The 14004-nt window shown below is 55.4% G+C and carries 15 protein-coding genes; all 15 read right to left on the bottom strand.

Annotated elements, in window-relative coordinates; genetic code table 11:
- Positions 1-2 precede the first annotated feature (2 nt).
- The 15 genes from ACNAU7_RS09200 to ACNAU7_RS09130 all read right to left on the bottom strand — a co-directional run bounded on the left by ACNAU7_RS09200 (position 3) and on the right by ACNAU7_RS09130 (position 14002).
- Positions 3-1478 (bottom strand): DUF3383 domain-containing protein, encoded by a 1476-nt coding sequence (locus tag ACNAU7_RS09200; RefSeq protein ID WP_416302037.1) that lies wholly within the window; start codon positions 1476-1478, stop codon positions 3-5.
- 11 nt (positions 1479-1489) lie between these two features.
- The gene (locus ACNAU7_RS09195; RefSeq protein ID WP_416302054.1) at positions 1490-1969 is read right to left on the bottom strand and encodes an LIC_12616 family protein; all 480 of its coding nucleotides are present in this window, start codon (positions 1967-1969) and stop codon (positions 1490-1492) included.
- Positions 1954-2334, bottom strand: coding sequence for a hypothetical protein (locus ACNAU7_RS09190; RefSeq protein WP_118777637.1), 381 nt, complete (start codon positions 2332-2334; stop codon positions 1954-1956). Before ACNAU7_RS09190 ends, ACNAU7_RS09195 begins: the two co-directional genes overlap by 16 nt.
- A 480-nt stretch (positions 2335-2814) precedes the next feature.
- Positions 2815-3399, bottom strand: coding sequence for a hypothetical protein (locus ACNAU7_RS09185; protein ID WP_304672074.1), 585 nt, complete (start codon positions 3397-3399; stop codon positions 2815-2817).
- On the bottom strand, positions 3392-3829 hold the full coding sequence (locus ACNAU7_RS09180; protein ID WP_304671765.1) for a hypothetical protein: 438 nt from the start codon (positions 3827-3829) through the stop codon (positions 3392-3394). The genes ACNAU7_RS09185 and ACNAU7_RS09180 overlap by 8 nt, the downstream gene beginning before the upstream one ends.
- Entirely contained in the window at positions 3813-4211 is a 399-nt protein-coding gene (locus ACNAU7_RS09175) for a DUF4054 domain-containing protein (RefSeq protein WP_118816199.1), read from the bottom strand. Before ACNAU7_RS09175 ends, ACNAU7_RS09180 begins: the two co-directional genes overlap by 17 nt.
- Before the next feature lies 1 nt (position 4212).
- Positions 4213-4545, bottom strand: a complete 333-nt coding sequence (locus ACNAU7_RS09170; RefSeq protein ID WP_118816200.1) for a hypothetical protein — start codon at positions 4543-4545, stop codon at positions 4213-4215.
- Between the two features lie 56 nt (positions 4546-4601).
- Positions 4602-4895, bottom strand: a complete 294-nt coding sequence (locus tag ACNAU7_RS09165) for a hypothetical protein (protein ID WP_003711952.1) — start codon at positions 4893-4895, stop codon at positions 4602-4604.
- Between the two features lie 15 nt (positions 4896-4910).
- Positions 4911-5375 carry a hypothetical protein gene (locus ACNAU7_RS09160; protein ID WP_416302036.1) on the bottom strand — a complete coding sequence of 155 codons (465 nt, stop codon included), beginning with the start codon at positions 5373-5375 and terminating at the stop codon, positions 4911-4913.
- Between the two features lie 106 nt (positions 5376-5481).
- A complete protein-coding gene (locus tag ACNAU7_RS09155; protein WP_416302035.1) occupies positions 5482-6480 on the bottom strand; it encodes a DUF2184 domain-containing protein in 999 nt (332 codons plus the stop codon).
- 7 nt (positions 6481-6487) lie between these two features.
- Positions 6488-6967 carry a hypothetical protein gene (locus ACNAU7_RS09150; protein WP_416302034.1) on the bottom strand — a complete coding sequence of 160 codons (480 nt, stop codon included), beginning with the start codon at positions 6965-6967 and terminating at the stop codon, positions 6488-6490.
- A gap of 3 nt (positions 6968-6970) precedes the next feature.
- Positions 6971-9457, bottom strand: coding sequence for a DUF2213 domain-containing protein (locus ACNAU7_RS09145; protein WP_416302033.1), 2487 nt, complete (start codon positions 9455-9457; stop codon positions 6971-6973).
- Positions 9454-10242, bottom strand: coding sequence for a phage minor head protein (locus tag ACNAU7_RS09140; protein WP_416302032.1), 789 nt, complete (start codon positions 10240-10242; stop codon positions 9454-9456). Before ACNAU7_RS09140 ends, ACNAU7_RS09145 begins: the two co-directional genes overlap by 4 nt.
- A gap of 428 nt (positions 10243-10670) precedes the next feature.
- Positions 10671-12656 carry an anti-CBASS protein Acb1 family protein gene (locus tag ACNAU7_RS09135; RefSeq protein ID WP_416302031.1) on the bottom strand — a complete coding sequence of 662 codons (1986 nt, stop codon included), beginning with the start codon at positions 12654-12656 and terminating at the stop codon, positions 10671-10673.
- Positions 12653-14002: a PBSX family phage terminase large subunit gene (locus tag ACNAU7_RS09130; RefSeq protein WP_416302030.1), complete on the bottom strand. Its 1350-nt coding sequence runs from the start codon at positions 14000-14002 to the stop codon at positions 12653-12655. The genes ACNAU7_RS09135 and ACNAU7_RS09130 overlap by 4 nt, the downstream gene beginning before the upstream one ends.
- Between the last annotated feature and the right edge of the window lie 2 nt (positions 14003-14004).

Here is a 14004-nt window from a genome sequence, read left to right as displayed (position 1 = left end):
GTTTACTGGACGTTGATTGAACCGAGGTTGATGTTGTGCACGCTGCCGCCGTCGGTGTACCACAGCTTCACCGGCATAGATTGGCGGTTGCCGCGCGTCTGCGCCGAAGCGTTCTGAATCAGCAGGAAGTAGCCCGTGCTTTCAATCTTCGCTGCGGCATCGACACGCGCCTCGTTGTTGATCAGGGCGCGTTGCTGTTCGCCCAACGGTACGCCCGGCTGGATGCTGCCGAAGTTCAAGGCCTCGTTAATCGGGTCTTGGCAGGCTGCGCGTTGCAGGGCGATACCGACGGCGTTGTACGGAACAGCCTTTGCCGAAGTGAGCAGGGTCATCAGGGCAAGCTGCAACTGGCTGTTGAGGCGGATTTGGTTCACATAGGCATCAATCCATTTCCATTTGCCGGGCATTTGGCCGGGATACAGGAAGGTGAAGCGGTCGTTGGCGGTTGCCCACGCGCCGTAATAGTTGTAGCCGTTTTCTTTCAGGTTGTCGGCATCGGCGGCGTTGTCCACGTCCGCGCTCAAACCGGATTGGTTTTTGAACGCCAGCGTGATACGCCCCTGCGTTTCGGTGAAATCGATGGAGGCAATCGCGCCGCACAGGAAGGCGGCTTTGTCCAGCCCACCGTAAATCGGGACGGTGCCGTCGTAGGCGGCGGCTTTCAGTTGCGCGCCCAAGCAGGTGGTGTTGCCGGTTTGCAGCGCGGCGGCTTCTTTGCCCCACGCGGCGTAAAGGAAGCGGTTGTTTTGCGCGTTGCTCCATTTCGCCAAAGCCAGCTTGTCGGCCGTTTCCGGCTCGAACACGGTGGTAAAGGTGGCGAAATTCAAAGTGGACTGAATCACGCCTTCCATCACGGTTTCCGCGCTGTCGCCGTCGTTGCCTTTGGAAATCACCGCGCCTTTGGCTTCGGTCAGGTTCAGGGCTTCGGCCAGCGTGCCGGAGGCAAAGCCGATTTCGGAAGCCCTGCCTTGGGTGGCGGAAACGATTTCAAACGCCTGCAACTGCTCGTCAAACTGCACGGTGGCATTGATGGCTGTGCCGATTTTGGCGGCGGCATCGGAAAAACTCGTAGCGGCGGAAAGGTTGATGTTTTCGCCGCTCTTGCCGTTGCCGTCGATGTTCACTTTCAGATTGCCCGAAAGTTTCTTCAGGGCGGCAAGGCTCATGCTTTTCACGCTTGCCCCGCGCAGACAGGCGGCTTCTTTGCCGACGTTGTATGGGTAGAAATACAGCGTGCCGGGTTTGATGTGCGAATTGTCGAAGCCTTTAAAGTACACTTGCGCGGCTTTGAACTCTTCGCTTGCCAAGCCGAAAAACTCGCCGACCGCCGAAGCATCGGGGAACGCGGTATGCCGGCCGGTGGGCAGGTTTTCGTTTTTGCTCAAAAAGACGGCGTTCATCGACAGGGGAGAACCGCCGGAACTGAGTACGGCGGGGTTTACGCTGACAATTTTACTTGCCGGGATAGATTGGAACATAGATATTTCCTTTACGGTTGGATCAGGGTTAAATCAAAAGCGTTTACAAACTGCTGCGGGTATTCCGCCTGCGGCGCGTAGGACAGATAAACGGCGGCCGTCCATCGTTCTTCATATCCGCCCTCTTCGTTGGTGAGCGGCATAAAGCGTGCGGGGTCGGCATACAGCGGCCGGCAGGATTCCAGCCGTTCGCAGGCGTAGGAATCGCGCCAAAGCAAAACGGTTTCCTGCGCCATCCGCCCGGCTTCTTCGCCGTAGAAATCGAGCTGCATCTGTATTTCAGACTGGCGCGAAACGGCGGCGGTTTCATCCGCCGCGTCGTAGGCGTGTTCGTTGGTTGAAGCGGCGGCTTCGTTCAGGATGTTCATCACCACGAACGGCGGCTTGGGCAACGGTACGTTGTTGCTGTATCCGCGCACGACTTCGCAAGAAAAAAGCCCGAGCAGCATTGCCCGGACTTCGGTGTAAATATCGTCTAATGTTGCCGCCATAACAGCACCTTGCACCAATCCGGCCAGCTTTCCACCACCTGCTTCACCAGCCATTCGGTTGTTTCGGTTTCGCCGTATGCCGCGAATACCAGCTTGTCCGCGCCTTTGGCATCCTGCCGCCGCAAGCCGCGGAATTGTCCGGTTACATAGGCATACAGCAACGTTCCCTGCTGCGCCAATCCTTCAAACAAGGACAAATCCTGCGTACTTAGGGTTTGGGTCTGTACGGTTACGGGATGCTCGCTGTAACCTGATTTGCGTTTTCCCGTGGCATCGGTGGTGTAGCCGTCATTGAGTTTCAACACGGCGGGCAGGTTGGGATTGACGGATGTAACCGCGCCGTTGGCAATGGCTCTAAGATTCATCGTATTTCCTTATTTATTGCGGGTGTTTGCCTTCGGCAGGCGGGCGGCATATAATGGAGTCAAGCGGTATTTGTACAGGCAAAGAGGTGGCGTAATATGAACGCGCTAAGGTGCTGGCCTGAAGCAAATGCCGCTGTTTTCACAGCTTGCTTTCATCTGATGGGCGGCATACAATAACTACGTCTGACAGCAGAAATTTTCGCATTAGCTGCGTAATCTCAGACAGGTTACTGTCGAGTGATAAATGGTGGGGATTGCGGCCACCCGGATAATAGACCCCCCAAATCAGGGGTTTTATTTTTTCGGCCTTAACGCCTTGATTTTCATAGTGGGCAGGCTTACAATCGCAGCCATGCTGCTGTCGCAGGCTGGATGTGGTGCTTAGGTGCTGCCCCAGACTTTCCGGACTTCAGCGTACCCTGTTTGCAGGCTGGCAAGGTAGCCTAATGATGCCGACCCAGATGTACCAAACAGGGTTTTCTATTGGTCTTTCAAAATGAAGTGGTCGTAATGTTTATGACCGTCTTCCATCTCTCGAACAATAATTCCCACATTCAAATTCTCCCCATTGATATCAACAACGGTTTGATATTTGTGTGCGGCCAAAATGTCTTGCCGGCCTTTGCGGTCTTGTACAGCTCCGACGTAATCAGCCGTACCCAATACTTTATCCAGCTTAGCTATCAGTGCCAATTCGGCAGGGTTTGCGCCTGATGTCGCATGCTTAATCCCCTGCCAAGTAACCTGAATATCATGCCCGCTGCTTGCGTTGCGGTAGCTTTTGCCGACAAAATTGTCCCGTGCATACTGCATCGCAGCTTTGCGCAGTTCTTTGGTTTCGGTGAAGCTGCCCAGCTCGCTACCTGATACGCTGACGGCAGCCGGCTTTGCAGTTTTTTCTCCCGCTCCCACTTTACCCCCACCACTCCCAAACCGCCCGTTCTCTGCCCTCGGATGCTTGCTCTCATCCCATTCTGCATCCGCCGCCAACAGCTTGTAGGCGCGGTGCAGGATTAACAGGTTTTGCGCCCGTTTCAGGATAGCTGCCGACCTGTATTCATTCATCGGCAACCTCGTAATCAATACTCCGCCACAATGTTCCCGTGTCAATCAGCGGCTTATCGAAGCCTTTTTGCTTCACGGTTGCGGCGGCGTTTGGCGGTTCGCGGAAGTCTTGGATGGTCATCTTAATCTGTCCTTTCACGACTTCGCCCATATCCGCCAAGGCCTGCCGCACATCGCCGCCATTGGCTTCCAGCATCTCAGCAGCCTGCTTGGGCCATTCGTCCTTGTGTTCGGCAATGGTGTTGCGGAAAAACGGGCGTGGGGGAACGGTTGCCGTGCCGTATTCGTTCCAAAAGGCAACCTGTGCCACGCTTTCGCCGTCCGAGCCGTCGTAGTTCGCCTGTTCGATGATGCCGACGCGCACCTTGGTCGTTGCCGCCCGCGCCGCCAGTTCGGACAGATGCCGTCTGAACCTATCGCCGCCGCGCATAACAGCCTCCCGATACATATCGGAAGCGGCGGTATTTGGCGGTAAGCTGCCAATAGGTCGCGCCGTAGGGCGTTTGCAGATACCAGGCGGCATTGCCGCCGACTGCGCCCATATCCGCGCTCACGGACACGCTGCCTTCGGAAGCCGAAGCAATGCGCCCCACCAATCCGCCCTGCGCGGCACGTTCGGCCAGCGCGGCGAAATGGCGCACCAGCAGGAACAGCAGCATTTCGCGCTCTTCCGGCTTTTTCACAATGCTGTGGTCGGTGTTGTCCAGCAGGCTTTCGGCCTGCGCGAACCACATTTCGAGCTGCGCGTCTGTTGCCTGTACTTCGGGATAGGCCGTCTGAAAGCGCGCTTTATCGAAGACGACGGCAGGCATATCAGTCTTCCTTGGCGGTGCTTACGCCGTTAGCCTTGTCATCGGGCTTGATGGCTTCCAACTTGGTCTCGTTGCCGGTTTTTTCCTGTGCTTCGGCTTTGGTGTCCTTGGCATTTTCGTGGGCGAAAACGAAGCCGTTTTTGACCATATCGCGGTCTTGGTGCGCTTTCATCCAAGCATTGAACAGGTCGGCATCTACGTTGTAGGTAATGCCGTGGCCGCCGATGATGTTGGAAGCGTTTGCGCCGTTCAACTCTACCGACTTGCCGCCGACTTCGATAATCAGACCGTTGGGCAGTTTGCAGCCGACGGTTACAGTTTTTTGTTTTGCCATTTGGGTTCTCCAATAAAAAAGCAGCCTGAAAGCTTTCAGGCTGCTTATGCAGGTTACTATTTCTTTTCGGGCGGATCGGGCGGAATGAAAAGAAAAGCCGCCCCGAGAATAAGGGGAAGCAGAAATCGGGCATAGGGATACAACGGATGATCGACATGCCAATAGCCGTATCCCCTACGAGTAGGAATAATGTCGTATTCGTAAGTATCGGGGAAGAAGTTGATCCATACTGTCACAATTACCCAGATAGTGAGCTTTCTATGGTTGGCTACCCACCGCACCGGCTTGCTGTTGCGGATGCTTTCCGGTACCACTTTTTCCCATATCCAACGAAAAAACAGCAGATACATACCTGCCCCATGCGGTTACAAGCCCAGCAGTTCGATTTCGACTTTTGAACGCCAGCGGGCTTGTGCCGTAACAATACACATTCTTAATTTTCGGTCTGCCGCGCTGTATTTAATCCAGCTTTTAATAAAAGCCTCCAATACTTTGAGCGCGTTGTTAAGGCCGACTGCTTTATTAAACCACAATCGTTTGATTTCCTTAGCGGTTTCATCCCTGCCTTTGCTGATCAGGTATTCATCAAACGACACGTTGCCAAAAAGCAGCTTCAGCTCGCCCGGAAGCTGTTCCATAACGCTGCCGGCAATGCCGTCAGCCAGTACGGCCAGCGGTTTCAAACGCTCATGGCATGCGCCGATTTCGGAGAACATCTGATCGGCCATACCGACTACTTCTTCTGTAATTTGATCCGGCCGGGCGCGGACTGCGCCTTCAAACAGTACATTTAGGATTTTAACATAAGATTCTTGTATGGCTCTATCCATTTTAAATGCTCCAAGTAAAAAAACCCGCAGGTGCGGGCATGAAAAAGGCCGTCTGAAAACAGACAGCCTTGTTTTTAGCTTCGCAGAAACTTTAAGCAGCCTGCACTTAGCTCACCGTCATGGAAGCAATGCAGAACGGGCGGTAGATAATCGCGCCCCAAGTGCCTTGCGATTTCTTCTGCCTGATGCTGGAGGCTTCCAAAACCATATTGTGCGCGCGCAGTTTTTCGGTGAAGCCGCATTCCAAGGTGCGCTGGCCGTCCAACTCTTCCACAATCAGCTGCACCATTTCGCCCGATGCGGCGGAATATTCCGGCACGGTTTCGATACGCAGGTTGGGGAAGTTCTTTTTCAACTGGTCGGTAACATTGACGTTGTACTGGTTGGTTTTGGTCAGTTCCACGCTGGCCGTCGGGCTGCACACCAGCAAGAGCGGCGTGTTCATATCAATCAGGCCGCCGGTCTGCTGCAACAGTTTTTGGAACAGCTTGCGGATGGATTCGTACACCTGCTCGCCGGTAGCGGCCGCCCACGTTTGGTCGGCGGCGGTGGCGGCAGGCAGGCTCGGGTCGTTGAGGATGCCGTAGTTCTGCAAACCTTTGATGCCGAACAGGTAGGATTTGTTCTGGAAGCGGTTCAAGGCGTTCACGCTTGCCTGATTGACGCGGTTCACATAGTCGATCTTCGCTTCGCCTGCGCGTGCCACTTCGCGTTCGCCCCAGCGGGTGAACACTTGGTAATGGTAGCTTTGGCGTTGCGGGAAATTGACGTTGGCGCCGCTCACGCCGTTGTTGTTGTAGTCGCCGTAGCCGGAGACTTCGCCGGTAGGTTCTACCAGCATGAACATGGCGGTTTCGGTCGTCCAGTCGCCTTTTTTCACTTCGCCGAAGATTTCGGCGGCCTTCATCGGCTGGAGGGCGACTTCAATCAGTTTCGGATCGACATAGGTCAGCATCCACGCGGGGATGCCGCTGTTGCCTGCCGTGGTCAGCGCGGGCTGCGCGTCCATCGCCAAAGCAGCCTGCACCTGTTCGGTCATCAGCTTTTTGCCGCCGCCCATAAAGACGATGCCGGCATCGCGTTCGAGTTGTTGCAAGGTATTCATCTAATCGTTACTCCCATGTGGTGATTTTGGCCAGTTCGCCCGCTGCGGCTTGGGAAGCCACTTTGAAGCGGGTCAGGGTGTGGTCGGTTTCGGTTTCGGCGGCAGATGCTTTCAATGTGCCGTCGGCGTCTTTGGCAAACACGTTCTGACCGATTTCCGCACCGGCGGGGAAATGCGCCCAAAAGTCGCCTGCTACCGCCAGCGTGATGATTTGACCGGGCAGGATTTGGTTGCCGTGTTCCGCCAGATAGGCAGTGATGCTTGCCTGCTGTTCGCGGTGGACAAAGCCGATGCGCGAGCCGGCGGTTTTCTTGTTGGACACTTTGCCGTCTGCATCCGCCCAGGCAAACACGCCGACGGTTACGCCGTCCGTGCCGCTGACGAGCGCGCCTTCGCCAGCCAGCATGGAAGCGTTCGGGTTGTGGGCGGCAAAATCCCCCGCAACGGCGGGGGCTTGGTAAGGTTGGACTGCTTTTTGGAATGACATAGTTTAAGCCTTTCTGATTCGTGACAAACCGGGGAACTGTTCGGCGGTTTTGGCCGCATCTTGCGCCATCGGCTGTTTGGGTTTGCCCAACATACCGACCATAGCGCGGTAGGCGGAAGGATGCACGCCGGTTACGTCAATGCCGCTCTGTTCCAGCGCGAACTTGTACACGTCCGCCGCATTGTCCATCGCCACATCGCCGACAATATGCGCCACTTCGCGTTGTGCCGCCGCCAAGGCTTGTGCGCGTTTGCGCTCCGCAGCCACGGCTTCTTGAATCGCCGCATCCATCGCCATTTTGGAAATGGCGGCATCTTGCGCGGGTTTGGGTGCGCCGCCTTCGGGAGCTTCCGGCGCTTCGTCTTCGGCGGTTTTTTCCGGCTCTTCGTCTTCGGCGGGGGCGGAGTTGTTTTCGCCGTCCTCCGAATCGTCTCCGTCCGTGCCGACATTCTCGACGTTTTCGGGCGGCAACTCTTTGCCGTCGTCTTGTGCCGTCCGCACTTCGTTGGTGAGCGAGCCGATGACCTGCAACAGTTCGTCGGGGCTCAATTCGGCATCCTGCGCCAACAGGGGCTGCACGGCTGCCTGAATACGCGCTTTCGCGCCTGCTTTCAGTTTCATGGTGTTTTCCTTCTTGTTGAATGGGTCTGCATCGCTTACGACAACATCACGCCCCGCCCGACCCACATCGACAAGGGCTACATGGTTTCCGACAATATCGCGCATCACGCCGTCGTAATGCCTGCCTTCAAATTCGCCTGCGGCCATATCGGCGGTGTAGTGGTACGCGCTGGACAGCTCCACCTGCTCGCCGCTCTCGATGCCGGCAATCGCCTCCGCGTCCCACACGGCCAGCGAACATTTCAGGTAGCCGTCTTCAAACACGGTATCGCTGCCGGTCGTGCCCGCAATCACTTCTTTCTGCGGTTCGTCCGCCGATACCGGAATGTGCTTGTTCAACAGCGGCAGGTTGTTGAAGGTCGGCGCGGCCTTTTTCAGCTCTTCGGGGTCTCGCAGCAGGTAGTAAACCTTTTTCGGCTCAAGCCCCAGTTGTTGGTAGTTGGGGATTTCGCTGCCGTAGTAGGGGTTTACCGTTGCCTTGCTGATGTTGGACACCGCCACATGCAAACGCCCGTCCTTGTCGTAAGAACGGGCGGTGTCTTGGGCGATGGAATTGTTGTCCCTTGTTATCATATTGTTTTGCTCTACGGTTTTTGCTAAACTCAATATATCCCCTACGGAGCGGATTGAAGTCGGGTCAAGCCCATCAGCTTGAACAGTCGAGTCAACCCATTGAGCCGCAGGGGATTTTTCGTTTAGCTCAACTGCTTCTATCGTGTAGAATTTATTTTCCTGTTCCGGACGGAGGGAAAGGCAGCCTTCGGCATAGGTTTCTGTTACATCGCACCCGTTTTGGTCGGTTATCTTCATAATGCGGAAAAGTTCATATTCTTCTTGCGCCGAATCGGCGGCCGGAGTAGGATTGACCTTAAAGGCGGTTGAACCAAATTCCAGTTTCCGGATGCTGTTCGCAGCATCGTCCGCGTGGAGGTTTTGACTGCCTTTTTCCGATGGAGTACGATTATCTGCGTAGGAAACAAAACCCGCCGCTTGGTCGCTGTCTTTTGCGGTTTCAATGCTTGCAGGCGCGTTTCCTACTTTTTTCGATTTTGAATCAATCTTCTTATGTGCATAAGCGGCATATTCGCAGCCTTGCATTTGGTTTTGGGCGGGGGTATGATTATCGGCACTGGACAACCCATATTCCACGTGCCGGGCAGCGTATGATGCGCTGTTGTCTGCGCCGGAGCGGTTATCCTTTACCCCAGCCCTTGCATCGGGCGGCGAATCTGGTATCCGGGTGCTGTTTTCAGCAATGTCCGTGGAAGAGTAGCCGTCTGATGCCGGGGCTTTTTTCAATGTGTAGGCGGCAAATTCCAAATAACCTTCTTCGCGCTTTGCCGCATGGGCTTCTATGCGGACTTGGTAGCCGTCCGCCAAGGTAATCTGTTTCCTGTACACTTGGAAGCCGATGATGCTCTTATCTTTCCGATCATGGCTGCTTTCTTGGAAACCTACCGCCTCCCCTTCGGCAAACACAGCCGCCAAATGGGGGACACATTGGGCAATCAGGTGCGAACGCTGCGAATTGAACGAAATATGGGAAACCGTATCGTTCCGCGTAAAGTAAATCCTGTTGCCATCGGATGCGGTAACGGACTTTCCCTGCAAGTTTGACCTCAACCATTCCTTAACGGCGGACTTCCTCGCTCCCTGCCCCATCTCCGATGTAACGGCAATCGGTGTTTTCGCCAAGGCTTCAATTTCGCTGCCCGACAATTCTGGGAAATTCACTTTCCCGTCTTTCAGGCTGCCTTTCTGTCCGAACTGCCCGTTTTCGGCGCGGGGATGTTTGGATTCGTCCCACTCGGCATCCATCGCCGACAATCGGCGGGCTTTGCTCAAAATGGCTCTCTGTTGCGTATTCAAGCATTAAATCCTTTAATCACGCTGCGGCTGGTGCAGCGGCAATTGATTTCTTCCCCGGGCTGTACCCATTTGCCGTCCAGATACATACCTTTGTTCACGTCAAACCGTTTGCCGTCGGCGGCAACGTGGCTCGGGCGCGGTTCTTTGCCTGCGTGGGAGTGCATCCATATGGCTTCGGTAATGCCCAATTCCTGCCGCCGCGCCTTTTCGATGGCGGCTTTTGCCTTATTGGTCTGGTCTCGCGCGATAAAGGCGGCGCGGCGTTCGCTGATGCCGTAATCCTTGCGCAGTTCGCGGGTCAGTTGCGCCATATCGTAACCTGCATTCACACTGCGCCATACGCTTTCTTCCACGCGGTTCAGGTATTGCCGGCCGATGGAGCGTATCAGCGAGACGTTGCCGCCCAATACGGCCTGCAAGGCGGTTTGCTGCCGCGCTGCGGTACGGAAACGGACGGTAAAGCCCGCCTCCCGCAATGCCGTCTGAAAGGCTCTCTCTGTATGGTTCGCGCTTTGATTGGCGAATATCTCGGCAATTTGCGGGGCAAGCTTGTCCAACCGTGCCGCCCAATAACGCAACAGGGCGGACAAAGCAGCCTGCAAGCCGTCGGACAAGCCGTCTTGGGCGATGCCTTTCGGGTAGTGCCGTTCAAGCAGGCCCTGCACGTCGGCGCGCATTTCACGCAACAGCTTTTTCAGGCTTTTGCGGTAGGCGGCTTCTACGCCGAGGTTGGGCTGTATCGGCTTGAGGACGATGTCTTTATCGGACGGGGCGGATAACTTCATGGCTTGCTTTCGGCGGTTGGCAGGCATACAATGGAATCAAGCGGTATTTGTACAGGCAAAGAGGTGGCGTACTCAGAAAGCGTCAAGGTGCTGGCCTGAAGCAAATGCCGCTGTTTTCATGCTCATCACTCTTTCAGGTAGCCTTGATTTTCGGGGCGGGTGGAAATACAATACAGACAGTCCCTTATGTAAAGGCTGGGAGCCGTACTTGCCCACCCGGGTATCCGACCCAGAGCTACACTGCATAAGGGATTTTCTATTGGTCTTTCAAAATGAAGTGGTCGTAATGCTTATGACTGTCTTTCATTATCCTGTTGCTTTTTTTAATGGCGGCTATATAATGGGATTAAGCCATGAACAAGGGGCGCAGGACGTTATCGGACGTTTAGCGGACGCAGGCGAAAGCCGGGAGTCAGGCACTGCGTGTTTCATGGCTTTTTCCTCGCCTTCTTAACCCACATACTCTTCACAACCATCTTTTTCCTGCCTGTCCAGACTTCTTGGGCGCAGTAAATTTCATCATCTATCCGTTTTTTGACTAGAAACGTTTCGTTTCCAAATTCATTTGTCCCACTGTACTGCATATTGTCAAAATCGCTCAATATTTCAGGCAGCTTTTCTATATCCTGTCGAGTAACGGCACGCTGCCCACGGCTGTTTTCCGTTTTTTCGTTGCCATGTTTTTTCAGGATATGACGTATGTCAGCTTCACCGATACTGTGTCTCCAACCTGAAATATCGATACCTGTTTCAGCTTTGACAATCCCTGCTGTTTTCCCATCAATAACGGCAAAATCCGAATAAACGGCATTGCCGCCGCTGTTGGATATTGCCGTTTGGAACAGACTGCCCAAGTCTGTTTCCCCCTTTGACGGTTTTTTGGTCTGCTTTTCCCCGCTCCCTCCCCCAAACCGCCCGTTCTGCGCACGCGGATGTTTGCTTTCATCCCACTCTGCATCTTGGGCTGGTTCAGGCTTTGGGTCGGCGGAGTCTCCGCCTTCTTCCCCTTCGCCGTCGTTCAGGCCGTCTGAAAAGCCGTCATCGGGCATTTCGGGCACATCTTCCACGTCGATGCCGTTGTAGCCGCTGCCCGGCTCGCCCGCCAGCCGTCCGCGTACTTCCTCCGCCGATACCACGCCCGCCTGAATGTAGGCAACATCGCGGTCGGTGTCGGATTTGCGGATGGTGGAAAGCTCGGTTTCGCTCATCTGCCGCAAGGGCACAAAGTCGAACGTGATGTTGTCGTCCACTTTGCCGAACAGGTGCAGTTGCACCAGTTTGAGCAGCTTGTCCAGCGGGTCGCGCAGCAGGTTTTCCTGCATGGCGCGGATGTGGTCGTAGTAAACGGCAATCTCGCCTTCGGTGCTGGCATTCAGGCCGCTGGGCGTGATGCCGAGCAGCTTCACCAGCGGCGTATGGCTGGGCGCGGCCATTTGCTCTTGGGATTGGGCAAGCAGCGCGTCCAAGCCGGACAGCGGGGTGTTGAACTGGAAAAACTCTTCTTCGTCTTTGCTCAACAGCATCAGGCCGCGATTGTCGCGCAAACGGTTGTACAGTTCGGCGCGCAGTATGATGTTGGTGTCGCCGTCGTCGCTGCCGCCCAATATCGCGCTCATATCGGTTTTGATGCCGGACAGGGAGAAGCTGTGCAGCAGGTCGCTGACGGAATCCACGGTACGCAGCCAGCGTTCCACATAGGGCATCATAAGCTGGGTCATACTCACGCCGCCGAAGTTGTAGGCGGGCTTGAGCATATCCGGCACGGGGCGGGAAATCAGGGTGAACAGTCGGCTGGCATGGATTTCCTGCGCCATCACATACCAAGCCTTCGGCTTGTAAAAGTCGGGCAGTGTCGGATCGACGGCGTTGTACGGCGCGGGGGTCGTCCACATCGGCTCGATGTTTACCAAGGCTTTCAGGCTGCCTTTGGCAATGGTTTTCTCCGTCAGCAGCAGCGGATTGGCGAGTTTGCCGTCGTGGTCTTTGATTTGCACCAGTATCTGGCCGCGCCCGAACAGGCCGTCTGTTTCGACAGCCTTGCGGAACACGTCGCGCACGTTCAGGCGTTCGCAGCATTCTTCAATCTGTTTGATGGTCTCGCTGTTGTCTTCTTCGCCTACGGATTTGATTTCTATCCATTGGCGGGTCATTTCGTTGGCGGTGGTTTCGCTCACGCTGCGGTATTCGGAAATCTGCGCCAACTCGGCCAAACGCGGATAGCCGATAAAGCCTGTGCCGAAAAAACAATCGGCCCCGAAGTTTCCCAAGGGGCTGCCGTCCATCGCTATGCCGTTCGGCTTCACGCCGTCCGGCAGTGCCGGGAAATCCAAGCTGTATGATGCGGGCTGCTTTTCAGGCAGCCTTTGCAGGGCGCGGCGCATGGCTTTGTCTGTGTGTTTTTTCTTTTTGCTCATAGTCCGCTCAATATCTTGGGGTTGATGTTCAGCCCGCCCTGTACGGGGGCGAATGCCATAACCAGCGCGTCGGCGCGGTTGGGACTGGGAATGCCGCGCTTTTTCATGTCTTTCTTGCTCTCTGCCTTTACGCGCCCGTTTTGGTCGTAATCCACTTGCGGGCGGCTCAATTCGGCAGTCAGGTATTCCAATTCGTGCAGGCTGCTTGAAAGGCTGACAAGTTGGTCTTCGGGATAACTATCCCCGTGATGCACGGCGCGCCACGTCTTGTAGAAGCGGTCGCGCACCATCCACCAGGCCTGCGCCTTGATGTTGGCGAACATATCGCGGTTTTTCTTGTCGTCGGTGTACTTGGCATCGGGCTTGTACACCGCGCCGCCCGCATTGAAGCCAAGCGTCTGCACCTTGCCGTTCTTGCGCCGGAACTGCGCCTTCACACCCGCGCCCACGCCGATGTTGTCGTACACGATGCGGTCAACATTCTGCTCTTGGGCGTACAGGTAAACCTTGTCGGCGGAATAAATCACATCCTGCCCGCGCCATTGCCGCATATCGGTGACGACCGAACCGTGCCGCAATACGGTGGCGTTGGCATCGTCGCCTTCGTCCGCCACGTCAAAACCGAGGATGCGGCGGCCTGCGGCCTGAAAGCCCAGTTTCTCGTGCGCATCAATGGCGGCTTCAATCCAGCTTGGTTTGATAATCGCCAGTTCGCTGTCGGCCACCGGCTCGCCCAGCCAAATATGGCGGTAAAGGTCTTCGTCCCGCTCTTTGCACTCGAGCATATCGGCCAGTAGCGGCGTGTCGGCAAAATGCGGATTGATGTCGTAATTGGCTTTCAAGACAATACTGTCTTGGGGCGGATGGACGATAAACCGCTGATAGGTATCGTCCAAAATGTTTTTCGGGTTGAAACTCACCCATATTTCCGCGTTCTTGTCGCCACGGATGGACGGTATCAGCACATCCCATGAATTTTTCGTTACCGCTTCGGCTTCTTCCACCCAGCACACGCCGACGCCCTGAATCGATTTGATTTTGGTTACGTTGTTCTTGATGCCGTAAAACACGAACTTCGCGCCCGTGCCTTTATGGGTGATGGTGGATTTCAGAATGTCGAACTCATCCGCATAACCCAAGCGTTCGATGGTCTCAATCAACAGCTGGTACACCGAATCATCGAGTGAGCCTTGAAACTCGCGGGCGCACAGAATGACCGTGCCGATGCGGCGCGACACTTCCACTGCCAATTCCGCCAAAAAATACGATTTCCCGCTGCCGCGCCCGCCGTACAGCACCTTGTAACGCGCCTTGCGGATAAGCGGCTTGAAATACGGATTGGCCATAG

Source organism: Neisseria sp. LACPHL-SPEC-2024-00856 (genome assembly GCF_047915665.1).
Lineage (GTDB): Bacteria > Pseudomonadota > Gammaproteobacteria > Burkholderiales > Neisseriaceae > Neisseria > Neisseria polysaccharea.
Note: the sequence above shows the minus strand (reverse complement) of the source record. Positions and strands in the feature narration are given on the sequence as shown.